This is a genomic window from Mycobacterium sp. SMC-21 (genome assembly GCF_045310825.1).
In the GTDB taxonomy this organism is placed as follows: Bacteria; Actinomycetota; Actinomycetes; order Mycobacteriales; family Mycobacteriaceae; genus Mycobacterium.
In genome coordinates this window covers 1-25425 of the sequence record NZ_JBJIAO010000033.1, presented here as the reverse complement: position 1 = coordinate 25425, position 25425 = coordinate 1, and the positions used below count along the sequence as shown (strand labels likewise).

Here is a 25425-nt window from a genome sequence, read left to right as displayed (position 1 = left end):
CCGCCGGCTCAGCGCGCCGGGTCGCCCCGCCACGCGAAGCTGTTGACGTACTGGCCCATGTCCAGGGCCAGCTGCAGGCCGACAGCGGACGGTTTCCCGGAACCGAAGTCGGGACCGAAACGGTGGTACGGACCCGAGGCCGCGGCGATCAGTGCCAGGTCGTTCTTGACGGCGACGAGCACCAGCAGCCGCATCCGGGAGTACTGGCGGCTCGCGCCCTGCGGATACCAGTCGGCGACGACGCCGTAGCCCGTCTGGTAGCCGACCATGGCGTTCGGAATCTCGTACGCGGTCTTGGCATCCGGGTAGGTCGACCTGACCAGTTCGGCCGCAATGTCTTTCGGATGACGTCCGGTTGCGGGCCGGCTGAACAACTGCAGCATCCCGCCGTCACCGGCGAGCAGTTTGGCCAGGACGCCGTGGTCGTCCTTGGTCACCTCGTACGCCGATCCGGTTGCCGGGTAGGCGACGCTGAACGAGCCGTCGGGTGCGGTGAACCGGGGGTTGATGGTCACCGGCTGACCCATGGGCGGATGGCCGCATTCCGGCGGGCACACGTACCGCACGGCCGGCTTCTCCAGAAGTCCGGACACCCCGACCAGGAGCGCGGCCACCACCACGGCGGCGAGGACGAAAACCAGTGCCACCTGAACGCGTTTCGTGGTCCGGGTCGGCGTCGTCGCGTAGGCCGGGGCGTGCAGCGAGTAGCCGGGGAGGAGCCCCACCGTCAGGGTGTCGGCGGGTGCCGGGCGGTCGGCGCGCTGGCTGTGCCGTGCCGCCCGTGACGATGCCCGGGTGGCGGCGCCGCAGGCCGCGCAGAACGGGGCGTCGGGCACGACGTGGCCGCACTGCGTGCACAGCAGCGGCTCATCCATGTCGTAGTCGTCGTGAGCCTCGTGCAGCAGCGCCAGGTGCAGCCCGATGCGCAACGCCAGCAGCGCCACGAGGGTGAGCGCGAAATACATTGCCAGCTGGACGAACTGGGGCAGCTGGACGGCATCGATCAGGCCGAGCAGGGCATAGACCACGGCAACGATCACCGCGATCAGGGTCAGCGTCAGCCGGACGTAACCGCGATGTTGGTGCGCCTTGTTCGGTGGCCGGGTGAACCACAGCGCCGCGCCGATCAAGCCGCCGACGGTGGCGGCGATGATGGGAGTGGCCAGGCCGCGGATACCGGCTTCGACCAACAGGCCTTGCAGCGGGCGGTCGCGGTTGACCATGCCGGTGCCGAACTGCGGGGCCAGCCGGGTCAGGGTTGCCGCCGCGGTGAAATAGATGGCGGCATGGGCGCCAATGGCGTAGCCGTGCAAGGCTTCTCGATGGCCGGGCCGGACCAGGCGGATCACCAGCGTGGGCACCTGCATCAGCAGTAGGCCACCGAGCGTGGCGCCGAGGCCGGTGCGCAGCATGCGGGCCGCCGCGATACCCGCACCGAGTGGGATGCCGTACGACCGGGCGGCCACCGCTCCGGTGAGTAGCGCCCACCCGACGCCCAGGGCGACGGCGAGACCGGCGGTCAGCCAGAGGTTGCCGCGCGGTGCGTCCTGGTTGAATTCGGATTCCCGGAGATAGATTCCGAAGATCACGGGCAGCCCCAGGACGGCGACGGCGACGAGCGCGCCGGGCAGGCGGAGCATCGCGGTGGCAATGAGAGCGAGCACCAGGGCGACGAGCCCGAGCATGAACGACGTGCGCGACCGCGGGGACAGGTGCGGGAACAGCGAACTGGTGATCGACAGGCGAAGCAGATGCTGGCCGGGAGCGGCGCTGAAAGACCGGGCCCGCAGCCAGTGCGGTCCGTCGTGGCGGTGTTCGCTCAGCGGTGCGCCGCACAAGCCGCAGTACTCGCCGGCCGGGACGTCCAGCTGGCAGACCTCGCACTCCATCATCGGGCGGTCTTGGAGCTGGGTGGTCATTGCGTCACCTTCTGCAGCAACAACAGGTTTTCCGCCAGGTTCTCCACGTTCGGGGTGCCGAGGCCGCTGACCAGGTCGTAGCCCGGGCCCGCGGTGTCAACAGCGTTGCCGCCCAAGGTGATATCGCGGAATGCCGGTCGCGGGGCGCCGGTGGCGATCCGATACAGCAGCGGGTTGAGCGCGCCGATCGGACGTCCGCCGTTGGCGGTGAGGTATTGCGTCATGACGGCCGTCAGTCCGGCCCAGATCGGTGCAGACTGCGACGTGCCGCCACCGACGACCACCTGTTTGTCCACCACGATCCGTACGCCGGTATAGGGATCGGCGACGGCCGAGATGTCCGGCGTCATGCGCCTTCCGGCGCTGCGCTTCGGGTCGACCTGGTTCGCCGCGGCCGCCTGCCAGCGTGGCTGATCGAACAGTGCGGAGACCCCGCCGCCGGTGCCCTGGGAGAGCGGGACGTTGAACCAGGCCTGTTCGTCCACCCACCTGCCGTCGGCGTCGGTGGACAGGGTGCTGCCGCCGACGTTGGTCATCTCGGGCATCGATGCCACCGAATCCAGCCCGACGTCGGCCGGGCCGGGCGGGGAGTCCCAGTCGTCGCCGCCCTTGCATTCCAGTCCGGCCAGGTCGCCGCTGGCGTCAAATGCCGTGGTGCCGTGGGATTCTGCGGCGGCCAACGCCGAGCGGACGGGGGCGAGGTCGGCCGCGGTGGTCAGTTTGTCGCAGCCCCAGCCGATCGACAGGCTCCAGATCGCGCCGGGGAAATCACGGTCGGTCTGCTCGAACATCTCGCCGATCTTCAGGTAGGCGCCGTCGCCGGTGACCGTGGGACGGGCGTTGACCACGACGAGCCGGGCGTCGGGGGCGATGGCGTGGATCACCTCGAGGTCCATGGTGGTCTCGCCGCGCTCGTCGCCGGGCTGCCCGCCGATGAGGGTCGGGGTGAACTTGGGCAGGCCGAAGGTGGTGGAGAACTGGTCCAGGTCGGCTTGGTCGTAGCCGTTGAAGGCGAAGACCACCACCGTGGTGCCCTTGCCGGTGTGGCCGGCGGCGCTCAACTTGTCGGCGTGGTAGGCGCTGAGCAGGTGGCTCGGGGTCAGGCCGCGTTCCGGGACACCCTGCGGCGGGTCCTGCGGTGCCGAATCGTGGTGCGGGGTGTAGCTGAGGATCCGGCCCAATTCGGCGACCGTGCCTTGTAGTTCGGTGGGGAGCTGAGGTTGCTGCGGCGCGGCGTAGAACTCCTGTCCACGCCGGCCGCGATAGTCGTGCACCTCGACGCCGAAAGCGGCGCCCATCCGGTCGGGGTCGCCTTCGACGACGGCCCAGTTGTCGCCGGGGCGCCAGCGCACCGAAAGGCGTTGCAGCTCAGCCCAATTGATCAGCGCGTCCGGTCGATGGTTCGCATCGAGCGTGGCGGTGAGCTGGACGCGCTGCGGATGGGCGGGCCCGAGATCGGTCGAGGAGGCGAGCAGCGACGCGAAGGGGCCGTCGATGGTGCCTGACGATTGGTCTGACGCCGTGGTCGGCCGGCCCGGGGTGGGCAGGTTGACGACCACCAGCGTCAGGGTGGCGGCAAGCGCCAGGGCAACCAGCCATCGCCGGGGCGGTGTCCGATTCGGCGATGGCATGTACCAACGGTAGCGCGAACCCGGATTCTGCTGGGCCGGTAGGCAACCCGGGTTGGTTGTCAGTTGCGGTGCGTGCCCGGTGTGGCGGTGGGTGCCGGGTTGGCGGTGACCGACGGGGTGAACAGGTTGCCGCCGCCCGGGCTGATCGACTTCTCGGTCGGGGTGACCGCCGACGTCGTCGTGGACGTGGTCGTGGTGGTCGTCGACGACGGCGTCTCGGGGGCCTTCTTCTCCTCACCGCAGCCGGCGGTGAGGCCGATCATCGCGATGAGTGCGGTGCCTCCCGCTGCGGCGGTGACGCGGTGGACCAGACGATTCGAACGCATGATGCATGCCCTTCCACTAGCGCAGCGGTCCACCAAGCCTCGAGTGGGATTCCGGACCTATTCCAGTTACGAGCGTACAGGTCAGAACGCCGAGATGGCGGTGTTGTGGATCACCGGCGGCTTGACCGTGTCGGTGGGTAGGTGTTTACTCACGGTATCGAACAAATATTCGAATATTGACAGTGTCTGGTGGTGCGGGAGGTGTTGTTGTGGCGGCTGTGACCAGTCTGGCGGATGGTCGGATTGACCGTGCTGACCAGCTGGAACAGCTCCGGCGCAAGATCGCCGAGATGTCGGGACCGGCGGGTTTGCGCGGCCGGGACCGGGGGCGGCCGGAACCGGTCCCGAAGCCTGCGGAAAGTTTGCTGGAATCCCCGGATTCCCAGTTTGAGGCGCTACCCGACGTGTTGCCCCGCGGCACGGTCGCGGTGCTCTCGGGGGCCCGTTCGCTGCCGTTGCGGATGGTGGCTGCGGTGACGGCGGCCGGTGGGTACGCGGCCATCGTCGGTCAGCCCAAGATCGGGTTGCTGGCCGCGGTGGAGATGGGGGCCGACCTGGAACGCATCGCACTCATCCCGGACCCGGGGCCGGACCCGGTGGAGGTGGCCGCGGTACTCATGGACGGGCTCGACCTGGTGCTGCTCGGCCTGGGCGGCAAGTCCGTTCCGGCCGGCCGGGCGCGGGTGGTGGCGTCCCGGGCCCGGCAGCGCGAGTGCACCCTGCTGGTCACCGACGGCGACTGGCCCGGGGCGACGGCCCGGCTGGAGGCCAGGGTCCGCGGGTACGAGGTGGTCGGCGCGGGCGCCGGGGACCCGGTGCCGGGGTGCGGACGGATCGGCCGGGTGCGGCTGGACACCCGGGCCCGGGGCCGCTCGATGCGCCCGCTGCGAGCGGTGGGCGGCTGAGATGTCCCGGGTACTGGCCATCTGGTGCATGGACTGGCCCGCCGTGGCGGCAGCGGTGGCGGCGGGACTGCCGGTGACCGAACCGGTGGCAGTCACTCTGGCGAACCGGGTGGCGGCCTGTTCGGCGTCGGCCCGGGCATCGGGCGTCCGAAGGGGGTTGCGGCGCAGGGAAGCTCAGGCCCGCTGCCCGCAATTGCACGTCGCCACCGCCGATCCGGCGCGGGACGCCCGTCATTTCGAGGGCGTGACGGCCGCGGTCGACGAGGTCGTGCCGCGCGCGGAGGTGCTGCGGCCCGGGCTGCTGGTATTGCCGGTGCGCGGCGCGGCCCGGTATTTCGGGTCGGAGCAGACCGCGGCCGAGCGGTTGGTCGACGCGGTGGGTGCGGCCGGGGTCGAATGCCAGGTGGGCATCGCCGACCAGCTGCCCACGGCGGTCTTCGCGGCCCGGGCGGGACGCATTCTCGCGCCGGGTGAGGATGCGCAGTTTCTCTCCGGATTGTCCATCCGGCAGCTGGCCACCGAACCGAGCCTGTCCGGCGAGGGCCGGGAAGAGCTGTCAGACTTGTTGTGGCGCATGGGCATTCGAACCATCGGCCAGTTCGCTGCGCTGTCGCGGACCGACGTGGCGTCCCGATTCGGCACCGATGCCGTGGTCGCGCACCGGTTTTCGCGGGGTGAACCGGCGCGCCGCCCGTCGGGGCCGGAGACATCGGCGGACCTCGATGCCGTGATGGACTGCGACCCGCCGATCGACCGGGTCGACGCGGCGGCATTCGCCGGACGCTCGCTGGCGGGTCAGTTGCACCGCAGCCTGGAGTCCGCCGGGGTGGGGTGCACCCGGCTGGCCATCGACGCGGTGACCGCCAACGGTGAGGAACTGCAACGGGTCTGGCGGTGCGCCGAGCCGCTGACCGAGGACGCCACCGCCGACCGGGTGCGGTGGCAGCTGGACGGTTGGTTGACCAGGCGGGGACTGGGCGGGGCCGGACCCACCGGGCCCATCACGGTGTTGCGGCTGCATCCGGTCGAGGTGGTCTCGGCCGCGGCATTGCAGTTGCCGTTGTGGGGATCGTCCGGAGATGACGACCGGATGCGCGCCCGACGGGCACTGGTGCGGGTCCAGGGTCTGCTCGGGCCGGAGGCGGTACAGGTGCCGGTGCTCAGTGGTGGACGGGGGCCGGCCGAGCGCATCACGCTGACCCCGCTGGGGGATGAGGTGGTGCCGCTGAACGATCCGACCCAGCCATGGCCGGGGCGTCTGCCGGAGCCGGCTCCGGTGGTGCTGCTGGATGACCCGGTGGAACTAGTTGACGTACGCGGTGATTCGGTTCGGGTGACGGACCGGGGCATGTTCTCCGCCGATCCGGTGGGACTGACGGGTTCGGGGTATCGCGGGGCGTTGCGCTGGTGGGCGGGGCCGTGGCCGGTCGACGAACGCTGGTGGGATCCGGAGCGGGGGAAGGGCCGCACGGCACGGGTCCAGGTGCTGCTCGGAGATGAAGGGGAGAGCCGTGCGCTGCTGCTCTGCTACCGGCAGCGGCGGTGGTATGTGGAGGGGGTTTATGAATAGGCCGGCGCCGCAGTCCGAATCATCGCGTTCCTGAGCCGGGCAGCGCCCAGTGGTCGCCCGATTGCTTCCTATGGCGAACGTGCAGGTTTCGTTCCAAATTTCCAGGCAGCTCCACCGTCCGAAGCTGCACATTCGCCGTAGCGCCCTCGGGGGGGTGGGGGCGGGGGGCTGAGGCGCCGCCGGAAGTGCCCGAACCCGCGGCATCTTCGAGGACTCCGGAAGAACGAGAAATTATGATTGCGCACAACTGAATTGTGGGCTACAGTTCTTCACGTGGACGCACTCACCTTGGACCGCCAACTCTGCTTCGCCTTGTACTCGGCGTCGCGGGCGATGACGGCGGCCTACCGGCCGATCCTGTCCGAGCTGAATCTCACCTACCCGCAGTACCTCGTGCTGCTGGTGTTGTGGGAAGAGGAACGGGTCACGGTCGGGCGCCTTGGTGAGCGGCTGCAGCTGGATTCGGGGACTCTCTCACCGCTACTGAAACGGCTGGAGGCCAACGGATTCATCCGTCGTGAACGGTCGCTGCAGGACGAGCGTCAGGTCGAGGTGACCCTCACCCCGGCCGGCCGCAAGCTCGAAGGGAAGGCCCAGTGCATTCCCCAACAGCTGGGCGCCCGGATGGGCATCACCGAGCGGGAAGCGGCAGACCTGCGCGACGCGATTCACCGATTGACCGATGCGCTCAGCGCATCGCACTGATTTACCGACGCATCCCGCGTCACTGTGCACCAACCACCACAAGGAGATCGACATGAAGACGCTCTACACCGCTGAAGCCCTGGCCACCGGCGAAGGTCGCGACGGCCACGGTCGCACCTCGGACGGCAAGCTCGACCTGGACCTGGCCATCCCGAAGGAGATGGGTGGCAGCGGCAACGGCACCAACCCCGAGCAGTTGTTCGCCATCGGTTACGCGGCCTGCTACCACTCGGCGCTGCGGCTGGTCGCTCGCGAAGCCAAGGCGGACGTCACCGATTCGTCTGTGGGAGCACGGGTTTCGCTCGGCCAGCTGGACAACGGTGGATTCGGCCTCGCGGTCGAGCTCGAGATCACCCTGCCGAACCTGGACCACGACGCCGCGCAGGAGCTGGCCGACAAGGCCCACCAGGTGTGCCCCTACTCCAACGCCACCCGCGGCAACATCGACGTCAAGATCACCGTCACCGACGACTGATAACCCAGCGCCCGACGGGCCACTTACGACACGAAATCCGCGAATTCACGTGTCATAAGTGGCCTTTCGGCGTTACAGCTTCGACGCGAAGGCCCCGACGCGCTCGATGAACCGGTCGAAGAACGCCACCGGGTCAACCTCGATGCCGATGTGGGCATTGGGCTGGCGTCCCCAGTGCCCGCGCCAATCGGCGACCGTCATACCGCGTGTCAGCGTGCCCAGCAGTTCCACATCGACCGTCGCCTGCTGGTACCGGACGATGTCCGGATCCAGCGCGACGGCCGCCGCCAGCGGATCGTGCAGGTGCGCCAGATAACCCTCGCCCTGGTCGAAATGGAATTCGAAGTAGAACCGCATGGCGTCTTCCAGCACCCGGATCAGCGGGTTGGACGACGTCGACCGCGTCCCGCGATCGTCCAGCACACTCATCGGCGACGACGGTCCGCCCGCTGCGGTCGCCAGCCGGCTCAGCAGCGACGGCGTCATCGCGACGTTCTCGGTCAGGTTGAGCCCCAGCACAATTGGCAGATGGGCCGGGTCCTCCAGACCCCATGCCGCGCCCCACACCGAGAACACCTCGGCCGCGGCCTCCGGGTCGACGCTGATGTTCCACTCGGACACCGGCGTGGTGTTGCCGCGGTAGTCGAAGGCCCCGCCCATGATCACCAGGCGCCGCAGCAGCCGGGGGAGTGACGGCTCCTTCCGCAGCGCCAACGCGAAGTTGGTCAGCGGGCCCGTGACGAGACCGATCAACTCACCGGGGTATTCGCGTGCGGCCTGGATCCAGGCCTCGGCGGCGTCGTACTCGGTGAGCACGCCACCGGTCTCGGACTCGGCACTGGGCTCGGGCAGTTCCGCATAGCCCAGTCCTCGCGGGCCATGGGTGTCCTCGGCGGTGCGCAACGGGGCGACCAGCGGGACGCTCGAGCCCCGCGACACCGGGATGGGCCCGACTCCGCACAACTGCAGCAACCCCAGATTGTTGATGCATACCTGGTCGACCGGGACGTTTCCCGCGGTGGACGCGATGCCCACCAGCTCGGCGTCGGCGCTGGCCAGCAGGTAGGCCAGTGCCATCGCGTCGTCTACGCCGGTGTCGACGTCGGCAAAAACCGGCTGCACCCTGGCCTGGCCGGCGGGAAGTAGGCCCCCTGTCATGTCGCCAACCCTAAGGGGCCGCGGGGGAACGGGCAGTCCGATCGCGGGCTCTGGGCCTGTTATCTATATCGCGCCGTCGGGGAATGCGATGACCGACACAAAACGGATCGGCAGCCGGATCAGCCGGGTCGGCCCGTGGACGCCCTCACCGTCGAACTGCAGTGAGTCGCCGGGCTCGAGCCGATACTCGGAATGGCCATGGCCGTAGTCCATGACGCCGTCGAGCATGTAGATGAATTCGGTCCCGGGATGCTGGAACAGTGGATAGACCTCACTGTCCTCGTTGAGCGTCACCATCAGGCATTCCAGGCGTTTGTGCTCGCCGCGGAGCCCACCCAGTAGTTCGTATTCGTGGCCGGCCTGCGAGCCGCTGCGGACGATCGGGGTGCCCTTGCCGGCTTTGACGAACGACGCGGGCCGTTCGGTGTCGGCGCCGCGGAACAGGTAGGTCACCGGTACGTCGAAACCTTTGGACAGCAGCGCGAGGGTGCTCAGCGAGCAGGACGTCTGGGCATTCTCGACCTTGGACAGCATGGCCTTGGAGATGCCGATGCGGGCGGCCATCTCTCCGACCGACAGACCCGAATTGTGGCGCAGCTGACGAACATTGCGCGCGATGGCGACCTCGAGCTCGAGTTCTTCGACCTTGTCGTCGGGCCGTCGGTTACGGGTGGTGCCCGCATTGCGAAGTAGCGTTTCGTCGTTCTCCACTTGTCAACCGTAACGCATCAACGTCCACTGTCAGTAGACGACGCGCGTCGGGGTCGGTACGGGCCGACTGGGCCTCGATGAGGTGCTGCAGGCTGTCGGCCAGAGCGACCGAGCCGGCTTCGGCATCCGCGTTCTCGACCGCTTCGGACGGCGCGTGGGAGACGCCGGTGGGGTTGCGCACGAACAACATTGCGGTGGGCACGTGATCCTTCAAGACTCCGGCATCATGCCCCGCGCCGGTGCCCAGTATCGGCGCGTCATCGAGCGTAGCGCTCAGCCCGTCACGCAACGACGAATCGAAATCGACGGTGGCGCTGAATGATTCCTCGGTCATCGTGACACCACAGCCCTCGCCGGCGGCAGCGGCATTGGCGGCCTCCGCGATCTCGTGCACCAGGAACTTGGTCACCGCGTCCTCGGGGTGACGTACGTCCAGCCAGAGATCCACACGCGAGGCGATGACGTTGGTGCCGCCGGGCACCGGGACGATCCGGCCGACGGTGGCGCGTGCGCCGCTGATGGCCCGCGCCTGTGACTGGACGGCGGTGATCAGCCGGGCGGCGGCCACCATGGGATCGGCCCGGTCCGTCATGAGCGTGGTGCCGGCGTGGTTGCCCGCACCGGTGAAGGACAACCGCCACCGGCCGTGGCCGAGGATGGACGACGCGACAGCCACCGGCCTGCCCAGATCGATCAGCCCGCGGCCCTGTTCGACATGGAGTTCCACGAACGTCCCGATCCGCCGCACCATGTCTGGATCGGGCCCCAGATGAGCGGGATCGATTCCGGCACAACGACTTGCCTCGGCGAATGTGGTTCCGCTGCTGTCGGTCAGTGATCGGGCCCGGTCCGGGTCGATCGCTCCGGTCAGCAGCCGCGAGCCCAGGCACGCGACCCCGAAACGTGAGCCCTCCTCCTCGGGGAACACCGCGATGGCCCGCCGCCCGCCGACACCGCGGGCGGCCAGTAGATCGAAAGCGACCAACGCCGACGCCACCCCGAGCGGCCCGTCGTAGGCGCCGCCGCCGGGCACGGAATCCAGGTGACTGCCGGTGACGACGGCGTCGTCGCCGACTCCGCCCGACCAGGCCCAGATGATCCCGTTGCGGTCGGTCTCGATGTCCAGGCCGCGCTTTGCCGCGTGCGCGACGAACCACGACCGCAGGTCGAGCTCGGCGGTCGAATAGACGGGCCGGGTGTAGCCGCCGCGCTGGTTGTCGACGCCGGTGCCGGCGATCTCGGCAAGCAACGAGGTGACGGTGTCAGGCATGAAAGATCCTTCTTGGCAGAGAGATTCAGGGTGACGTGATCAGCGCATCTCGCCCGCACCGGCGTACGGGTGCAGGCTGTTGAGCGGCTTGCCTTCGGCGAACCGTTCCAGCCGGAAGTCCGTGGCCGGGATATCCGGATCGGTGCTGTCGCCCTCGAATACCAGATCCGCGACCAGCTCACCGACCGCGGGGCTGATCTTGAATCCGTGACCGGCGAACCCGGCCGCCAGGATCAACCCGTCGACCCCACCGACCGGCGCGATCACCGGATTCCAGTCCGGCGGAACGTCATACACGCCGGCGTAGGTGTGGGTCACCGCCGGCTCGGGGAAGCCGGGGAACCGGTGCATCACCTTTTCGCCGTAGGCCAGGACGGATGCCTCCGCCGCGACATTCGAGTAGTTGTCCGGGTCGACGAACTTCTTCTGGAAGTCGGCGTGGTCGCTGTTGCCGACCAGAAACTGGCCGGAGCCTTCGACGCGGCAGTACTGCAGGCTGATCAAGTCGGAGATCACCGGCAGGTCCGGCAGCGGTGTGCCGGCGTCGACGATCAGCAGTTCCGATCGATACGCCTCGATGGGAAAGTCGATGCCCATGGCGGCCAACAACTTTGCCGACCACCAGCCGTTGGCCACGATCACCAGATCGGCGTCGATGAGGTCACCGTTCTCCAGCATGACCCCGGTGACCTTGTCGCCGGCTGTCACGACGCGGGCGACGGGCGTGTTCTGCCGGATCCTGGCCCCCGCCGCCCGGGCTGCCTGCCCGAAGTGCAGTGCCAGCTGGGTGGCGTCGGCGAATCCGCCGCGTGGTTCGTAGGAAGCCAGTGCCACATCGGAGGTTTCGAGCATCGGCCACAGTTTCTGCAGGGTGTCGGTGTCGATCAGTTCGACCTCGACGCCGAGCGATTGATGCATGGCCGTGTTCGCGCTCAGGGCGTCGACGTTCTCGTCACCGACGAGCACGGTGTAGCCGACCTGGCGGAAGCCGACGGCGTCTCCCAGCTGTTCGATCACCGGCAGGCTGCGCCAGGCCATCGCGGCGATCGACGGCACACCGTAGTGGGCGCGGACGATGCCCGATGATTTTCCGGTGCCGCCGCTGGCCAGCTGATGCCGTTCCAGGACAAGGATATCCGTGAGCCCGCGCTGAGTCAGGGAGTGTGCGATGGACAGTCCGATGAGGCCGCCACCGATGATCACGGCTTTCGACGCCATCAGAAACCACCTGCCGCGGAGTGGCCCGGGATCCACGACGTGCCGGCCAACGGCACCCGCGCCATGGCGGCGGCTTCGATGGACACGGCAACCATGTCCTCAGGCTCCAGGTGCGTGACGTGTGCCTTGCCGCAGGCGCGTGCGATGGTCTGTGCCTCCATCGTCAAGACGCGCAGGTAGTTGGCGACGCGGCGGCCGCCGTCGACCGGGTCCAGCGCCTGCTGCAACACCGGATCCTGCGTGGTGATGCCTGCTGGGTCCTGGCCGTCCTGGAAGTCGTCGAAAAACCCTGCTGCCGAGCCGAGTTGGGCGTACTCGGCCTCGTACTTCGGGTGGTTGTCGCCGAGCGCGATCAATGCAGCGGTGCCGATCGCGACGGCGTCGGCTCCCAGCGCCAGTGCTTTCGCGACGTCGGCGCCGGTGCGGATGCCGCCGGACACGATCAATTGCACGCCGTCGGGCTTGCGGTGTACGCCGAGTTCCTGCAGGGCCTGCACGGCTTGCGGTACTGCGGCCAGGGTGGGGATGCCGACGTGCTCGATGAACACCTCTTGGGTGGCCGCGGTGCCGCCCTGCATGCCGTCGACCACGACGACGTCGGCGCCGGCGTGGACCGCGAGTTTGACGTCGTAGTACGTGCGCGATGCGCCGACCTTGACGTAGATCGGCTTCTCCCAATCGGTGATCTCACGGAGCTCGTTGATCTTGATGGTCAGGTCGTCAGGGCCGGTCCAGTCGGGGTGCCGCGACGCCGAGCGCTGGTCGATGCCCTGTGGCAGGTCGCGCATCCCGGCGACCCGTTCGGAGACCTTCTGGCCCAGCAGCATTCCGCCACCACCGGGCTTGGCGCCCTGGCCGAGTACCACCTCGATGGCGTCGGCGCGGCGTAGGTCGTCCGGGTTCATTCCGTACCGGTTCGGCAGGTATTGGTAGACAAGGTGTTTGGAGTGGCCACGTTCCTCGGGCGTCATGCCGCCGTCTCCCGTGGTGGTCGACGTACCCACTTCTGAGGCGCCGCGTCCGAGCGCCTCCTTGGCGCGGCCGGACAGCGCCCCGAACGACATGCCGGCGATGGTGACCGGGATATCCAGGTGCAGTGGGTATTTGGCGTTCCGTGCGCCCAACACCACATCGGTGCCGCACTTCTCGCGGTAGCCCTCCAGAGGGTAGCGCGACATCGACGCGCCGAGGAAGAGGAGGTCGTCGAAATGGGGGAGTGCGCGCTTGGCGCCCCAGCCGCGGATGTCGTAGATGCCGGTCTCCGCCGCCCGGTGGATGGCGGCGATGGTCGTGCGGTCGAAGGTGGCGGACTCGCGTAGACCGCGGTTGGCGCGGTCGTCTGCCGAGAAGGTCATGAGCTGGCCTCCAATCAGTAGGAGTTGTGTGCTTGGAAGTGATAGAGGTTGCGGGCCGAGCCGTAGCGCCGGTACGTGGCCGGGTCGTCGTCGTAGCCCGCCGCCTTGAGCAGGCCCGCGAGCTCCTCGAGGTGTTCGGCCTCCATCGGTTTCTCGATGCAGTCCGCACCAAGGGATTTCACTTCGCCTCGGACGTACAGCCGGGCCTCGTAGATCGAGTCGCCGAGGGCGTCGCCGGCGTCACCGCGGATGACGATGCGGCCCTTCTGTGCCATGAAGGCGCTCATGTGGCCCACTGAGCCTCCGATGACGATGTCCAGCCCTTTCAGCGAGATGCCACACCGGGCGGCGGCGTTGCCGTCGATGACGAGCAGTCCGCCGCGCCCCGTGGCGCCCGCCGATTGCGATGCGTCGCCGGTGACATGGACGACACCGCTCATCATGTTCTCCGCCAGACCTTGTCCGGCGTTGCCGTTGACGGTGATCTCGGCCTTCTGGTTCATGCCGGCGGCGTAGTAGCCGACGTGGCCGTGCACCGTGATCTCGACCGGCGAGTTGACTCCGACGGCCACGTTGTGCGCGCCTTGGGGATTGGTGATGACGAACTGGCCGTCGATGCCGTCGGCGTGCAGGGCCGCATTGACGTCACGCAGACTCACCGTCGACAGGTCGAAAGTCGTTGGCGCGTCGCTCATGCCGGCACCGCCTCTCGGCTCCAGGCGTAGACCACTTCGGGTTCGGGCTCCCAGATGCGGGCGTCCTCGATCCCCGGCAGGTGCGCCAGGGCGCGGAACTCCGATGCCATGGCCACCCAGTCCGTGGTCTCGGCGATGACCGCCGGTTTGCACGCGATGGCGTCGCGGACGATGGCGAAGCTGTCGCTGTTGGAGACCAGCAGGGTGTAGAAGCCGTCGAATGTTGTCGTCAGATCGGTCAGGGCCTGCTCGACGTCGGATCCCGCCGCCAGCTCGTGGGCCACGAAGCGGGCACCGACCTCGGTGTCGTTCTCGGAATCGAATTCGACACCGGCCGCGCGTAGGTTACGTCGGATGCCGGCGTGGTTGGCGAACGAACCGTTGTGCACCAGACACTGATCCGGGCCCACCGCATACGGATGTGCGCCGCTGGGCGTCACCGCCGATTCGGTGGCCATCCGGGTATGGCCGACGCCCTGCCAGCCCTGTGCGCCGGCCAAGCCCCAGTTCTCGACCAGCGACGTGGGCGTGCCGACGCCCTTGAGCACCGCCACATCGGTGCCGAATCCGCCGACGAGAGCGTGCGGGTACACCGCCTTGGCCGCGGCGAGCAGTGCCTCGGGCGTCGTGGACGCCGACACCAGATAGGTCACATCGCGCGCGATGACCGTGATTTCGGCGCTCAGGCGGGCGCCGAGTGCTTCCGCGACCTGTTCGGGGGACTCGCCGACTTCGATCAGCGAGATGGTGCTCTGTCCCGGCGGTGACCACTCGGGGTCGCCATACACGGCGATGCCGGCGGAGTCGGCGCCGCGCGCCTCCATGGCGGTCAGCATGCCGGCCAACAGTTCACCCAGCCTGGGATAGAGCTCGGGGTTGCGCAGGTGCAACCCGACGATTCCGCACATGGTTGTACTGGTCCTTTCTCGTCGCGGCCCGATGTTGTTGGCCGACAGCGGTTTTGCTGCAGTGCTCAGAAAGCGGTGAGGTAGCGCTCGTGTTCCCAGGCGCCGACCGCGGAATGCCAGTCCCAGAACTCGGTCTTCTTCAGACGGGCGAAATAGGCGGCGACACTGGGGATATCGGTGTTGGGCGGGATGGCGGCATCCAGGGCGCCGGTCATCACCTCGTCGGTCTCCAGCCGTTCGATGGCGTGCAACAGCGTGGCGGGGAGGCGTTCCTGTTTCGGTCCCGTGCCCAGGGCGCCGGGGTCAGCAGCCCGCTTGATGCCGTCCAGTCCGGCGGCGAGTGCGACGGCCGCCGCCAGGTACGGGTTGGCCGAACCGTCGGCGCCGCGCATTTCGATGCGACTGCTGTCCGGGACGCGCACGTAGTGGGTGCGGTCGTTGCCGCCATAGGTCGGAAAGCGCGGCGCCCATGAGGCGCCCGACGCCGTCGAGATGGCGCCGGTTCGCTTGTAGGAGTTGACCGTTGGCGCGATCACCGCCTGCATGGCGCACGCGTGATCGAGGATGCCGGCGATGAACGAGTACGCCGTCGCGGACATCGCGAGGCCGCGGTCGTCCTCGTGGGGCTCGGTCGGGAACACCGGGGCGCCGCCACTGGTGAGTGACATGTGCATGTGCAGGCCGGATCCGGTCTTGTTCGCGAACGGCTTCGGCATGAACGTGGCGATCATGCCCCGCTCAGCGGCCATCACGTTGAGCAGGTAACGCAGGGTGATGACGCGGTCACAGGTGGTCAGCGCCTCGGCGTAATTGAAGTTCTGTTCGAACTGGCCGGACCCGTCCTCGTGATCGTTGGCATAGTTGCCCCAGCCCAGACCGTTGATCGCGGTGCTGATCGACGACAGGTGGTCGTACATCCGGGTGACACTGCGGGCGTCGTAACACGGTTGGGCCGCGGTGTCCTGGTCGTCCGCAGGCACCAATGCGCCGTCGGCGTCCCGCTTGAGTAGGAAGTACTCGACCTCGGCGCCGATCCACGGTTCGAATCCGGCGTCGGCGGCCTGCTGGATCATGGCCTTGAGGATGTTGCGCGGCGCGAACGGCCACGGCTCACCGTTCACGTGCGGATCGCAATGGACGAGGGCCAGGCCCTCTTTGACGAAGGGGATCGGTGTGAACGACGCAGGATCGGGCATGGCGACCAGATCGGGGTCTTTCGGTTCCTGGCCGATCGCGCCGACCGCGTAGCCGGCGAACCCGACTCCGTCGGTGGCGAGTTCGTCGACCGCTTCGACTGGCACCAGCTTCGCGCACGGCTTGCCGTTCAGGTCGACGAAGAGCGCGAGGATGAACTTGGTTCCCGCCTGGGCGGCCAACTCCGCAAGTGTGGTGGGCTTCGTCATGCCAACTCCCGACTACTGATAGGAATCATCGTTTCTCAATAGTAGACATGGGCGACTTGGGGATTGCAACAGCAGCTACGTAACTTCGGCGTTACGAGGTCGTTCACAAGCTTGTTACGCGCACCATCTCGTCTACGCAAAGAAAACGATGTCTACTGTCCCGAGACGGGCATAGCCTGTGCCCCGAACTTGCGAGGAGGCGAAATGGATACCGGAACAACAGCATTCATGCTCTGTTGCATCATTGGGCTCACCATCATGATCCCGGGGCTGGCCCTGTTCTACGGCGGCATGGTCAGTGTGAAGAGTTCGACCAACATGATGATGATGACGTACGGCGCCGTGGCGGTCGTCGGAGTGCTGTGGGTGCTGTTCGGCTTCTCCATGGCGTTCGGCACTTCCTATGGCGGATTCGTCGGGAGCTTCACCGAGTTCGCGGGGATGAAGAACCTCCTGGACCCGATGACCACCATCAACGGCCTGCCGGTCAGCTTGTTCGCGCTGTTCCAGGCGCTCTTCGCGGCGCTGACCGTGGCGATCGTCTCGGGTGCCGCCGCGGACCGGATGAAGTTCGCGGCCTGGATGACGTTCGCGACGGCGTGGGCAATTCTGGTCTACTTCCCGGTCGCCCATTGGGTTTTCGCGGTCGACGGCGTCGTCACGAGTGACGCCAAGGGCGGCTGGATCGCCAACAAGCTGCACGCCATCGACTTCGCCGGTGGCACGGCGGTCCACATCAACGCGGGCGCGGCTGCGCTCGCGGTGGCGCTGGTGCTCGGCCGCTCGGCGACCTGGTCGTCACGTAAGCCGCACAACGTGCCGCTCATCCTGCTCGGCGCCGGTCTGCTGTGGGCCGGTTGGTACGCGTTCAACGGTGGCTCGGCGCTGTCCGCCGGCAAGCCGGCGGCGATCGTCATGGTCACGTCGTTCGTCGCGACGTGTGCGGCCACGCTGGGCTGGCTCCTGGTGGAGAAGTTCAAGGACGGCCACGTCACCGGCATCGGCGCCGCCTCGGGCGCCATCACCGGTCTGGTCGCCATCACTCCCGCGTGTGGTGCCGTCACCCCGGTCGGCGCCATCTTCGTCGGCTTCATCCCGGCGGTGATCTGCCCGTTCGCCATCGGGCTCAAGCACAAGTTCGGCTATGACGACTCGACCGACGTCGTCGGCGTCCACCTCGTCGGCGGCATCGTCGGCACCCTGCTGATCGGTTTCTTCGCCAGCTCGGGCATGCCCAACGGCGTCAACGGACTGCTGTACGGCGGCGGCGCAGACCTGCTGCTCAAGCAGGCCGTCGCCGCGGGGTCGGTCCTGGCCTACTCGTTCACGGTGGCCCTCGTCATCGCGCTTGTCATCAAGAAGATGATGGGGCTGCGGATCTCGGCGGAAGAGGAGGAAGAGGGCATCGACTCGACCCTGCACCGGGACCCGGCGTACGAATTGGTCTGACCTCGACACCGCGACACCTGGTCCGAGCCCCATTGCTGGGACCAGGTGTCGCCGTCTGTATCGGTGTCTACCAGTGCACGCCGGGGATCAGCCGTACCGCGGTCTTGACCGGACGGGGCACCCGGACCTTGCCGGCTGCGAGGGGCCGCTTGGGTCGACGCGGTGTGCGCGGGCGATCCGGACGATCAACCGGCGGCTGGGTTTCGGCGACACCGCGGGCCGCTGCCGAATCCGGGTAGCCGAGGTACAACTGGTGCAGCACGCGGCGAGACAGCTTGGGTGTGAAGTAGTTTCCGAGATCACCCAGCGTGCCCATCGGGGTGTCGATCCGGGCCGGCTTCTCGACCAGGCCGCGCACCACCATTGCCGCGGCGTGCTCCGCGGTGATCGGCGGCATGGGGTTCAACCGCTTCGACGGCGCGATCATGGGGGTCTCCACCAACGGCATGTGGATGTTGGTGAACGTGATGTGGTCCGAAAGGGTCTCGGTGCCAACCACTTCCGAGAACGCGTCCAGCGCGGCCTTGCTCGGCAGATAGGCGCTGTACTTCGGGCTGTTGGCCTGCACCCCGGCGCTCGACACGTTGACCACGTGACCGAACCGGCGTTCGCGCCAGTGTGGCAGCAGCGCCAGGGTCATTCGCACGGCGCCGAAGTAGTTGACCGCCATCACGCGCTCATAGTCGTGGAAGCGGTCGGTCGAGTTGACGACCGACCGGCGGATCGAGCGGCCGGCGTTGTTCACCAGATAGTCGACGTGATCGAACTGGCCGAGGATGTCCTTGACGGTGTGTTCCACCGAACTGCCGTCGGCGACATCGCACGTGAAAGCGTAGGCCTCGCCGCCGAATTGGCGAATCTCCGCCACCAGCTCATCGAGGGCGTCGGCGCTGCGCGCCAGCGCGAACACCCGCCCGCCGCGCTCGGCGACGGCGATGGCCGAGGCCCGGCCGATACCGCTCGAGGCACCCGTGATGATCACGTTGCGCCCGACCAGCGGACCGCGCGGATCATCACGGCGGGCCCGGTCCGGGTCCAGGTGTTCGGCCCAGTACCGCCAGAGTTTCGGTGCGTAGGAAGCGAATTCGGGTAAGACGATGCCGGTGCCCTGCAATGCTGCGACAGTGGCCTCGGAGGCGAACGACGGCGCCAGGTCGACGACATCGAGCACCTCACCGGGGATGCCCAACTGGATGGCCGCCATGTTGCGCAGGACCTTGGCCCGCCCGGTGGCCTTGAGCACCGGAGCCGCAGTGGCCTTCGGCAAGGTGCCACGCAGTGGCGGCAAGCCGGCTTCCTGCGCGACGCCGCGGTAGATGTCCTTGAGCCCAATGGGATTCGGCGAGGTCAGATGGAAGGTCTGGCCGTCGCGTCCCTCGGCATGCATCAGCGCCACCAGCGCGTCGACCACGTAGTCCACCGGCACGATGTTGGTACGGCCGGTGTCGGGCACCATCATCGGCGTGAATTTCGGCAGTGCTGCCAGTCGCGACAGCACCCCGAAGAAGTAATACGGCCCGTCGACCTTGTCCATCTCGCCGGTCCGGGAGTCGCCGACGACGACGGCAGGCCGGTAGATCCGGTGCCGCAGACCCGCGGTGGCGCGCACCAGTTGCTCGGCTTCGAACTTGGTCTGGTGGTACGGCGTCGGCAGCTCCTGGGAGACATCGAAGTCGTCCTCCGTGAAAACGCCCCGGTAATTGCCGGCCACCGCGATCGACGACACGTGGTGCAGCGTCGCACCGAGGCCGCGCGTCAACTCGATCACCGCGCGAGTCCCTTCGACGTTGGCGGCCTGCTGAGTAGCGGCGTCGACGGTCATGTCATAGATCGCGGCGCAGTGCACCACATGATCGATCGGACCCAGATCAGCCAGATCGGCCAGGCCCAGACCTGCGGAGGTGAGGTCGCCGACCAGGGGTTTCGCCCGGTCACCCCAGTCCGCGGCCAGTTCTTCGAAGCGAGCCAACGAGGCCCGACGAACGAGAACGAACACTTCGGCTTCGTCGTACTGAGCCAGAATCCGGCTGACGACGCGGCGGCCAATAAACCCGGTACCGCCGGTAACGACATATCGCATGCGAGTCATCGTGAACCTGTCGCGGGTTCAGGTCAATAGCGCGTATGGTCCGAATTTGTCACACCGACTTCTGAGGGAGAACCGCCGAATGCCGATCAACCCCAATGCCATCGGAGCCAAGACCGCACCGCAGCCTTTCGAGTGGACCGAGCGCGACACCCTGCTCTACGCACTCGGAGTGGGTTGCGGGACGAAGGATTTGGCGTTCACCACGGAGAACAGCCATGGCATCGACCAGCAGGTGCTGCCCACCTACGCGGTGATCTGCTGCCCGGCCTGGGGCGCTGTCGGGGAGGTCGGCAGCTTCAACTTCGGCAAGCTGCTGCACGGCAGCCAGCAGATTCGGCTGCACGCGCCGCTGCCGCCGTCGGGCCGATTCAACGTCAGCTCCGAGGTGGTCGACATCCAGGACAAGGGCGAGGGCAAGAACGCCATCCTGACGTTCAAGGGCACCGCCACGGACGACAGCGGGAATGTGATCGCCGAATCCTGGTCGACCGCGGTGATCCGCGGTGAGGGTGGATTCGGCGGGCAGCCAGGGGAGCGGGCCGCCGCGCCGGAGATCCCGGATCGCCCGGCCGACGCCGTCGTGGCGCTGCCCACCACCGAGGATCAGCCGCTGATCTACCGGCTCTCCGGCGACCGGAACCCGCTGCACAGCGACCCGTGGTTCGCGCAGACCCTCGCCGGCTTCCCGAAGCCGATCCTGCACGGCCTGTGCACCTACGGCGTCGCCGGCCGCGTCCTGGTCACCGAGCTCGCCGGCGGTGACGCCGCCAAGATCAAGGCCGTCGGCGCGCGCTTCACATCCCCGGTGTTCCCCGGCGAGACGTTGACGACATCGGTGTGGCGCACCGAGCCTGGGCACGCGGTGTTCCGTACCGAGGCCGCTGCGGCCGACGGCAGCAACGCCCGGCTGGTGCTCGAAGACGGGACCGCGGAGTACAGCGACTGACGGTTGCGCGGCGCGGCGGCCGCGCATGCGGCGTAGCGTCATAGGTAGAGCCGCGTCAGATGTTGCTTGGCGGCTCCGCTCGAAGTCATTGGCAGCGTGGTCTCTACGTGATTCTGCCGGTGGGTGATCGCGGCACCGACCGTTAGGACTTTTCATGGGATGGCGCACCAGTGGGCTTCAGCATGCGGTGGTGACCTGATGGCGTACGTCGCGCAACGGATCCGCGCCGACAAGCCCGTCCGGCTGTGCCTGTCCGACAAGCTCGGTCGTCGGATCGACGGGGCCTGGTGGCCGTACACGGGAGTCCTGGCCGACGAATTCGGGGGCCTGATGGCGGTTCTCGATGACCGTCTCGGGAAGATCGCGGAGGTCGGCATCAACTGGTCGCCCCTGCACAATCCGCCGAACCTCAATTGGCAGGCCTGGCGTGGACGCGCGCAGCACATCATGACCGTGGAAGGGTGCGAAGCCACCGCCACCCTGTTGATCGTGCCCAGCACGACCAACAACACGCTCGCCGGCATGGTGCTGCGCCGCGCTGCCGGTCAGCCGGTAGACCCGCGTCGCGGTGAGGACGCGATGCTGGAGACCGCCGAGGAAATCCTGACAGCCGCACGGCGGCAACGTGTTTCGGGAAAGGTTCTGGACTGACGCGTGGTGCGTCAGTCCAGAATTTCCGCGGGAATCAGAGCGTGGTGACGCCGACGGCCTGCGGGCCCTTATTGCCCTGGGTGACATCGAACTTCACTCGCTGGTTCTCCTCCAGTGAGCGGAAGCCGGCGCCCAGGATTTCGGTGTGATGTACGAAAACATCGGGTGCACCGCCGTCGGGGGAGATGAAGCCGAAGCCTTTAGCGTCGTTGAACCACTTCACGGTTCCTTCGGTCATGTGACTACTACTTTCTTTTTGAACATGGATGCGAACGTCCGCATCCAAATCTGTTGTGATTCAGCGCAAGAAGCGATGAACCGCTAGTCCGCGTGCTGCGCGGCTGCGAAAATGCCCGACACCGTCGTGTGGTCATTGGGCTGCGCGGCACTCATAAGCGCGCAATGGGCTTCTGCCGGAGCCGTATCGACGGGCACGGTCAGGAGCACGATCCGGTTGCGATCGAGACCAACCACCTCAACGGTGTTGATCGGCTGGCGCTGATAGCCGTCGAGGCGCACCCGCCGCCCGCCTGCCGCGAGTTTGGTGGGGGCGGCCGACCACTCGCCGACGTTGTAGAGCACCCGGTCGATCTGTCCGAGGCGCACCGACAAGACGGCCAGCAGGTCGGGCAGCTCGGTGCTCAGGTTGCGGGTGTGCGGCCACCACGCCCCGTCGACATATCCACTGTGGGGAGCCTTGGGCTTCAACCGCAATCGTGGAGTCTGCTTCGGCGACGTGCGCTGAGCGTGGGTCGTGCGGTCATGTTGCGGCGTCATTTCGACGCTCCTGCCTTGACCGCGAATCGGTCAAACTACTTCGAATCGGCGACGGCGTGGCTTTGACCCGCCACGCGACGAAGTACCGCCGATGGACCAAGCGTACGCGGGAAACGCGCAGGACCAAAACGGTTCTCGCCTGGCCATTCGGAGTCGACTCGGTGAACGGCCGACGCTTTTGCCCGTACCCTCGGTTCGGTGAGGGCACCGCCTCGCCCGTGCATGTGTGACAATCCGTTGTCGTGCAAGCGTTGTCGCGCAGCGCGGGCGAGGCGGCCCCTACCCGGTGACGGCGCGGTCGAGTGCGGCGAGCGACTCCTCGATGAACCCGAGCGGGAACGGCGGCATGCCGCCGATCTGGTCGCGGAAGGCCTGCGGTGTCTCGGTCCAGTCGTACGTGAGGGTGACATCGGTGCCGTCGCCATTCGGGGTCAGGTCGTAGCGCCACCACCAACCGCCCGGGACGTGCTGTCCCGACTCGTCCAGACTGCCGGTCGCCCAGCCGACGGTCCTGTCGGGCTCGAAATCCGTCACCAGGTTGTACGTGACGTAGTCCCCGCCGGCCTGGTCCAGGTACATGTTCATGGCGAAGACCTGGCCGGTACCGGTGATCGGTGCGGCGTCGACGGCGTCGCGGACCCAGTCGCCCGGTTCGGTCTCCTTGTGCCGCGCCGGGTTGGCCAGCACCGCGAACACCGCCGCGGGCGGTGCGGCGATGGTGCGGGTGGCGACGAAGCGTTCCTGGGTCGTCGAGCTGCTGGTCATCGGTTCTGTCCGTTCTCTGCGTTCGATCCGTATGCGCGGGCAATGTCCTGTGAACTGGCCCATTTGGAGTATGTCGGCGACTGGGGCCAGCCTTCGGGCGAATCCTGCCACTGCTCCTGGCGGCCGTAGGGCAGAACGTCGATCAACGCGAAACTGTGGCCCAGCTGCTCGCAACCGCGGCCGTCGGTGTGCCAGGTGCGGTACACCGTATCGCCGTGTCGCAGAAACACATTGACGGCGAAACCCGTGCCGGGCGCGGCGCCCATGTCCGACCCGAAGCTGCTCTCCGACGACGAGTACCACTCCATCTTGTTGCCCACTTTGGCCTTGTAGGCCAAGGCTTCCTCGATGGGCCCGTTGGTGACGATGACGAAGCGGGCGTCGTAATTGGCCAGGAAATCGAGGCGGGTGAACTGCGAGGTGAAGCCGGTGCAACCCGAGCACTGCCACTCGGCGCCGTCGGTCCACATGTGGTTGTAGACGATCAGCTGGGACTTGCCGTCGAAGACGTCAGCCAGCCGCACCGGCCCCTCGGCGCCGATCAGGGTGTAGTCGGGCAGCTCGACCATCGGCAGCCGGCGCCGTTGTGCGGCGATGGCGTCGAATTCGCGCGTCGCGGCCTTTTCGCGGCGGCGCAGGTCGTCGAGGGCGGCCCGCCAGGTGTCCTGGTCGACCACTGGCGGCAGGGCGGTCTGCTCGGTCATGTTGCCTCCTGATGGTTGCGTTCACTGGGTAGACCGGTGCGGGCGCGAATATTCATCGCGGATCGCCGAACCAATACGTGAGTGCGTCCCGCAGCCCCGCATCCGAGGCGCCGGCCCACGCGATGTGTGCATCCGGGCGAATCAGCAGGGCGTCGGCCTGGCCCCTGAGGATGTCGACGCGATCCACCCACGGTGCCGCGACGTCGCACAGCTCGGGTGGTCCGACGAAGACAGGTCGCGCCGCGCGCAGGGCCGCCACGACGTCGTCGGGCAGGTGCGACGCGAACGTCCCGGCCAGCGGGTGCGGCTGCGCGCCGGGCATCGGATACCGGACGTCGGACGCGGCGATCATCGCGCCGACGCGCGCAAGCGCGGGCGCGTCGGAGAGCAACTCAGTGAACACTTTTCGCAGCGCCTCGTCGGCCGGGTCGTGGCCCCGCCGCAACGACACCTGGGCCTGCGCGTGCAGCAGCAGGCGTTCGCCGGCGAGGTGCCGTTCGGAGTGGTAGGTCTCGAGCAGGCCGGGCGGTGCCCAGCCATGGAGCGTGGCGGCGAGCTTCCACGCGAGGTTCACCCCGTCGAGCATCCCGGCCGATACCGCGACGCCGCCCGTCGGAATCTGGTGCGCCGTGTCACCGGCCAGCAGCACCCGGCCCGACACGTAGCGCTCGGTGTGCCGGGCCGCGTACGTGAAGCGGGTCAGCCGCTTTGGCTCGCCGAGCGGGAAGTCCACGCCGAGCACGCGACGGACGCTGGCGCGGAATTCGTCCAGCGTCATCGGGTCGTCATCGTCGTAGTCGTGGTCGGGAGCCTCGCTGGTGTACAGGCCCAACCATCCGGGCTCTGACGACGCGATGGCGAAGATGCCGCCCTCGGTCTGGCTGTAGCCCCACGGCAGGCGGCCATAGCCCGGGACGTCGTAGTCGCCGTCGTCGCGGGCGGTGATCTCGCGCGGCCACGTGACGGTGGCCATCCGGTGGATCTCGGGGTAGACGATGCCCGGGAAGCCGATGCCGGCCAGTTCCCGCACCCGGCTCCGTACCCCGTCGCAGCCCACGACGTAATGCGCGATGATGCGGTACGGACCATCCGGACCGCGGACCTCGAGATGCACGGCGTCGTCGTCCTGCTGCAGACCGACGACCTCCTGGCCGCGCCGGACCTCGACGCCGAGGCTGCGTGCGTAGTCCTGCAGGAGGGCTTCGAGCCGAGGCTGGGGGAGCCGCTGCACCTGATCGGCGACTCGTCGAGCTGGGTGAGATCGACGTGGATGCCGCCGAACGGGAGTTTGGCGGTGACGGGCGGGCCGGCCGCGTCATTGAGCAGGTCACCGAGTTCGCGGTAGCGCAGCAGGTTGAGGATCTGGCCGCCGATGCCGCCGGCTTTGGCGACCTCGCGAATGTCGGTGAGTCGCTCCAGGACAAGCGGTTTGATCCCGGTCAGGCAGAGTTCGGTGGCGAGCGTCAGACCGGTCGGTCCTGCGCCCACGATGATCACGTCAATGTTCGTCATGCGTCCCCCTCAAGACGATCGAGCTGCAGTTACGTTGCAGCCCAGCGATTCTGGAGCATGAGGGGGGGTCTTGCCACAAGCCCCGGGGTGCGCTATATGTTGAAAGTGAGGGGAGCAGGGGTTGCTTTTCTCCGTGGCGACGCGCATTACGAAATCTCCAACGGTGCCGGGTTCGACCGTTTGCACTGCAAAAGGTCAACTAAGCAGGTCGTGTCCGGGACGCGGTGTAAATACGGAGCACGGGCGTAGGTTCCGCTTCACGACCTGCAAGTCTGCGAAGAAG

General features: G+C 67.6%; 24 protein-coding genes and 1 pseudogene. 7 read left to right on the top strand and 18 right to left on the bottom strand.

Features of this window, described 5'->3' with window-relative positions; genetic code table 11:
- Positions 1–8: 8 nt before the first annotated feature.
- Genes ACJH6H_RS23420 through ACJH6H_RS23410 form a run of 3 tightly spaced genes read right to left on the bottom strand, consistent with a single transcriptional unit; the run spans position 9 to position 3876 of the window.
- Positions 9–1919: a zinc ribbon domain-containing protein gene (locus ACJH6H_RS23420; RefSeq protein ID WP_406775905.1), complete on the bottom strand. Its 1911-nt coding sequence runs from the start codon at positions 1917–1919 to the stop codon at positions 9–11.
- Positions 1916–3550, bottom strand: a complete 1635-nt coding sequence (locus ACJH6H_RS23415; RefSeq protein WP_406775904.1) for a peptidase S53 — start codon at positions 3548–3550, stop codon at positions 1916–1918. The genes ACJH6H_RS23420 and ACJH6H_RS23415 overlap by 4 nt, the downstream gene beginning before the upstream one ends.
- 59 nt (positions 3551–3609) lie before the next feature.
- Positions 3610–3876 carry a hypothetical protein gene (locus ACJH6H_RS23410; RefSeq protein ID WP_406775903.1) on the bottom strand — a complete coding sequence of 89 codons (267 nt, stop codon included), beginning with the start codon at positions 3874–3876 and terminating at the stop codon, positions 3610–3612.
- A 209-nt stretch (positions 3877–4085) separates the two neighbouring features.
- On the opposite strand from ACJH6H_RS23410, the gene ACJH6H_RS23405 reads away from it, so the two are divergent.
- From ACJH6H_RS23405 to ACJH6H_RS23390, 4 genes are all read left to right on the top strand, one after another.
- The gene (locus ACJH6H_RS23405; RefSeq protein ID WP_406775902.1) at positions 4086–4781 is read left to right on the top strand and encodes a hypothetical protein; all 696 of its coding nucleotides are present in this window, start codon (positions 4086–4088) and stop codon (positions 4779–4781) included.
- 1 nt (position 4782) lies between these two features.
- Positions 4783–6351 (top strand): DNA polymerase Y family protein, encoded by a 1569-nt coding sequence (locus tag ACJH6H_RS23400; protein WP_406775901.1) that lies wholly within the window; start codon positions 4783–4785, stop codon positions 6349–6351.
- Positions 6352–6624: 273 nt separating this feature from the next.
- The gene (locus tag ACJH6H_RS23395; RefSeq protein ID WP_406775900.1) at positions 6625–7056 is read left to right on the top strand and encodes a MarR family winged helix-turn-helix transcriptional regulator; all 432 of its coding nucleotides are present in this window, start codon (positions 6625–6627) and stop codon (positions 7054–7056) included.
- A 52-nt stretch (positions 7057–7108) separates the two neighbouring features.
- The gene (locus ACJH6H_RS23390; protein ID WP_133427590.1) at positions 7109–7531 is read left to right on the top strand and encodes an organic hydroperoxide resistance protein; all 423 of its coding nucleotides are present in this window, start codon (positions 7109–7111) and stop codon (positions 7529–7531) included.
- A 72-nt stretch (positions 7532–7603) separates the two neighbouring features.
- On the opposite strand, the gene ACJH6H_RS23385 is transcribed toward ACJH6H_RS23390, so the two are convergent.
- From ACJH6H_RS23385 to glnT, 8 genes are all read right to left on the bottom strand, one after another.
- Positions 7604–8689, bottom strand: a complete 1086-nt coding sequence (locus ACJH6H_RS23385; RefSeq protein ID WP_406775899.1) for a nucleoside hydrolase — start codon at positions 8687–8689, stop codon at positions 7604–7606.
- Between the two features lie 63 nt (positions 8690–8752).
- Complete coding sequence (locus tag ACJH6H_RS23380; protein WP_020102466.1) at positions 8753–9400, bottom strand: XRE family transcriptional regulator; 648 nt, start codon at positions 9398–9400, stop codon at positions 8753–8755.
- A complete protein-coding gene (locus ACJH6H_RS23375) occupies positions 9354–10670 on the bottom strand; it encodes an allantoate amidohydrolase (RefSeq protein WP_212806812.1) in 1317 nt (438 codons plus the stop codon). The genes ACJH6H_RS23380 and ACJH6H_RS23375 overlap by 47 nt, the downstream gene beginning before the upstream one ends.
- A gap of 39 nt (positions 10671–10709) precedes the next feature.
- Positions 10710–11888 carry an FAD-binding oxidoreductase gene (locus tag ACJH6H_RS23370; RefSeq protein WP_212806811.1) on the bottom strand — a complete coding sequence of 393 codons (1179 nt, stop codon included), beginning with the start codon at positions 11886–11888 and terminating at the stop codon, positions 10710–10712.
- Positions 11888–13243: an FMN-binding glutamate synthase family protein gene (locus tag ACJH6H_RS23365; RefSeq protein ID WP_212806810.1), complete on the bottom strand. Its 1356-nt coding sequence runs from the start codon at positions 13241–13243 to the stop codon at positions 11888–11890. Before ACJH6H_RS23365 ends, ACJH6H_RS23370 begins: the two co-directional genes overlap by 1 nt.
- A 14-nt stretch (positions 13244–13257) precedes the next feature.
- The gene (locus ACJH6H_RS23360; RefSeq protein WP_212806809.1) at positions 13258–13938 is read right to left on the bottom strand and encodes a protein glxC; all 681 of its coding nucleotides are present in this window, start codon (positions 13936–13938) and stop codon (positions 13258–13260) included.
- A complete protein-coding gene (locus ACJH6H_RS23355; protein ID WP_212806808.1) occupies positions 13935–14846 on the bottom strand; it encodes a glutamine amidotransferase in 912 nt (303 codons plus the stop codon). Before ACJH6H_RS23355 ends, ACJH6H_RS23360 begins: the two co-directional genes overlap by 4 nt.
- A 65-nt stretch (positions 14847–14911) precedes the next feature.
- Positions 14912–16249, bottom strand: a complete 1338-nt coding sequence (glnT, locus tag ACJH6H_RS23350) for a type III glutamate--ammonia ligase (RefSeq protein WP_212806807.1) — start codon at positions 16247–16249, stop codon at positions 14912–14914.
- Between the two features lie 204 nt (positions 16250–16453).
- On the opposite strand from glnT, the gene ACJH6H_RS23345 reads away from it, so the two are divergent.
- Positions 16454–17698 (top strand): ammonium transporter, encoded by a 1245-nt coding sequence (locus tag ACJH6H_RS23345; RefSeq protein WP_212806806.1) that lies wholly within the window; start codon positions 16454–16456, stop codon positions 17696–17698.
- 67 nt (positions 17699–17765) lie between these two features.
- Here ACJH6H_RS23345 and ACJH6H_RS23340 read toward each other — a convergent pair whose 3' ends face one another.
- Positions 17766–19778, bottom strand: a complete 2013-nt coding sequence (locus ACJH6H_RS23340) for an SDR family oxidoreductase (RefSeq protein ID WP_212806805.1) — start codon at positions 19776–19778, stop codon at positions 17766–17768.
- A gap of 88 nt (positions 19779–19866) precedes the next feature.
- Here ACJH6H_RS23340 and ACJH6H_RS23335 point away from each other — a divergent pair, with 88 nt between their 5' ends.
- The gene (locus ACJH6H_RS23335; RefSeq protein WP_212806804.1) at positions 19867–20733 is read left to right on the top strand and encodes a MaoC family dehydratase; all 867 of its coding nucleotides are present in this window, start codon (positions 19867–19869) and stop codon (positions 20731–20733) included.
- A 198-nt stretch (positions 20734–20931) separates the two neighbouring features.
- Positions 20932–21384: a DUF5994 family protein gene (locus tag ACJH6H_RS23330; RefSeq protein ID WP_212806803.1), complete on the top strand. Its 453-nt coding sequence runs from the start codon at positions 20932–20934 to the stop codon at positions 21382–21384.
- A 34-nt stretch (positions 21385–21418) separates the two neighbouring features.
- Here the strand turns inward: ACJH6H_RS23330 and ACJH6H_RS23325 are convergent, their stop codons facing one another.
- From ACJH6H_RS23325 to ACJH6H_RS23300, 6 genes and pseudogenes are all read right to left on the bottom strand, one after another.
- Entirely contained in the window at positions 21419–21622 is a 204-nt protein-coding gene (locus ACJH6H_RS23325; RefSeq protein WP_020102455.1) for a cold-shock protein, read from the bottom strand.
- A gap of 83 nt (positions 21623–21705) precedes the next feature.
- Positions 21706–22161, bottom strand: a complete 456-nt coding sequence (locus tag ACJH6H_RS23320) for a DUF5994 family protein (RefSeq protein WP_212806802.1) — start codon at positions 22159–22161, stop codon at positions 21706–21708.
- A 279-nt stretch (positions 22162–22440) separates the two neighbouring features.
- The gene (locus ACJH6H_RS23315) at positions 22441–22926 is read right to left on the bottom strand and encodes an SRPBCC family protein (RefSeq protein ID WP_212806801.1); all 486 of its coding nucleotides are present in this window, start codon (positions 22924–22926) and stop codon (positions 22441–22443) included.
- Positions 22923–23630 (bottom strand): DUF899 family protein, encoded by a 708-nt coding sequence (locus ACJH6H_RS23310; protein WP_212806800.1) that lies wholly within the window; start codon positions 23628–23630, stop codon positions 22923–22925. Before ACJH6H_RS23310 ends, ACJH6H_RS23315 begins: the two co-directional genes overlap by 4 nt.
- A 52-nt stretch (positions 23631–23682) precedes the next feature.
- Positions 23683–24861 carry an FAD-dependent monooxygenase gene (locus ACJH6H_RS23305; RefSeq protein ID WP_256445375.1) on the bottom strand — a complete coding sequence of 393 codons (1179 nt, stop codon included), beginning with the start codon at positions 24859–24861 and terminating at the stop codon, positions 23683–23685.
- Positions 24862–24986: 125 nt separating this feature from the next.
- A pseudogene (locus tag ACJH6H_RS23300) lies at positions 24987–25142 on the bottom strand (FAD-dependent monooxygenase); the annotation flags it as partial.
- Between the last annotated feature and the right edge of the window lie 283 nt (positions 25143–25425).

Coding starts and splice junctions, on each gene's coding strand:
- ACJH6H_RS23420 (WP_406775905.1), bottom strand. CDS start 1,919: ATGACCACCCAGCTCCAAGACCGCCCGATGATGGAGTGCGAGGTCTGC.
- ACJH6H_RS23415 (WP_406775904.1), bottom strand. CDS start 3,550: ATGCCATCGCCGAATCGGACACCGCCCCGGCGATGGCTGGTTGCCCTG.
- ACJH6H_RS23410 (WP_406775903.1), bottom strand. CDS start 3,876: ATGCGTTCGAATCGTCTGGTCCACCGCGTCACCGCCGCAGCGGGAGGC.
- ACJH6H_RS23400 (WP_406775901.1), top strand. CDS start 4,783: ATGTCCCGGGTACTGGCCATCTGGTGCATGGACTGGCCCGCCGTGGCG.
- ACJH6H_RS23390 (WP_133427590.1), top strand. CDS start 7,109: ATGAAGACGCTCTACACCGCTGAAGCCCTGGCCACCGGCGAAGGTCGC.
- ACJH6H_RS23385 (WP_406775899.1), bottom strand. CDS start 8,689: ATGACAGGGGGCCTACTTCCCGCCGGCCAGGCCAGGGTGCAGCCGGTT.
- ACJH6H_RS23375 (WP_212806812.1), bottom strand. CDS start 10,670: ATGCCTGACACCGTCACCTCGTTGCTTGCCGAGATCGCCGGCACCGGC.
- ACJH6H_RS23370 (WP_212806811.1), bottom strand. CDS start 11,888: ATGGCGTCGAAAGCCGTGATCATCGGTGGCGGCCTCATCGGACTGTCC.
- ACJH6H_RS23365 (WP_212806810.1), bottom strand. CDS start 13,243: ATGACCTTCTCGGCAGACGACCGCGCCAACCGCGGTCTACGCGAGTCC.
- ACJH6H_RS23360 (WP_212806809.1), bottom strand. CDS start 13,938: ATGAGCGACGCGCCAACGACTTTCGACCTGTCGACGGTGAGTCTGCGT.
- ACJH6H_RS23355 (WP_212806808.1), bottom strand. CDS start 14,846: ATGTGCGGAATCGTCGGGTTGCACCTGCGCAACCCCGAGCTCTATCCC.
- glnT (WP_212806807.1), bottom strand. CDS start 16,249: ATGACGAAGCCCACCACACTTGCGGAGTTGGCCGCCCAGGCGGGAACC.
- ACJH6H_RS23345 (WP_212806806.1), top strand. CDS start 16,454: ATGGATACCGGAACAACAGCATTCATGCTCTGTTGCATCATTGGGCTC.
- ACJH6H_RS23340 (WP_212806805.1), bottom strand. CDS start 19,778: ATGCGATATGTCGTTACCGGCGGTACCGGGTTTATTGGCCGCCGCGTC.
- ACJH6H_RS23335 (WP_212806804.1), top strand. CDS start 19,867: ATGCCGATCAACCCCAATGCCATCGGAGCCAAGACCGCACCGCAGCCT.
- ACJH6H_RS23330 (WP_212806803.1), top strand. CDS start 20,932: ATGGCGTACGTCGCGCAACGGATCCGCGCCGACAAGCCCGTCCGGCTG.
- ACJH6H_RS23325 (WP_020102455.1), bottom strand. CDS start 21,622: ATGACCGAAGGAACCGTGAAGTGGTTCAACGACGCTAAAGGCTTCGGC.
- ACJH6H_RS23320 (WP_212806802.1), bottom strand. CDS start 22,161: ATGACGCCGCAACATGACCGCACGACCCACGCTCAGCGCACGTCGCCG.
- ACJH6H_RS23315 (WP_212806801.1), bottom strand. CDS start 22,926: ATGACCAGCAGCTCGACGACCCAGGAACGCTTCGTCGCCACCCGCACC.
- ACJH6H_RS23310 (WP_212806800.1), bottom strand. CDS start 23,630: ATGACCGAGCAGACCGCCCTGCCGCCAGTGGTCGACCAGGACACCTGG.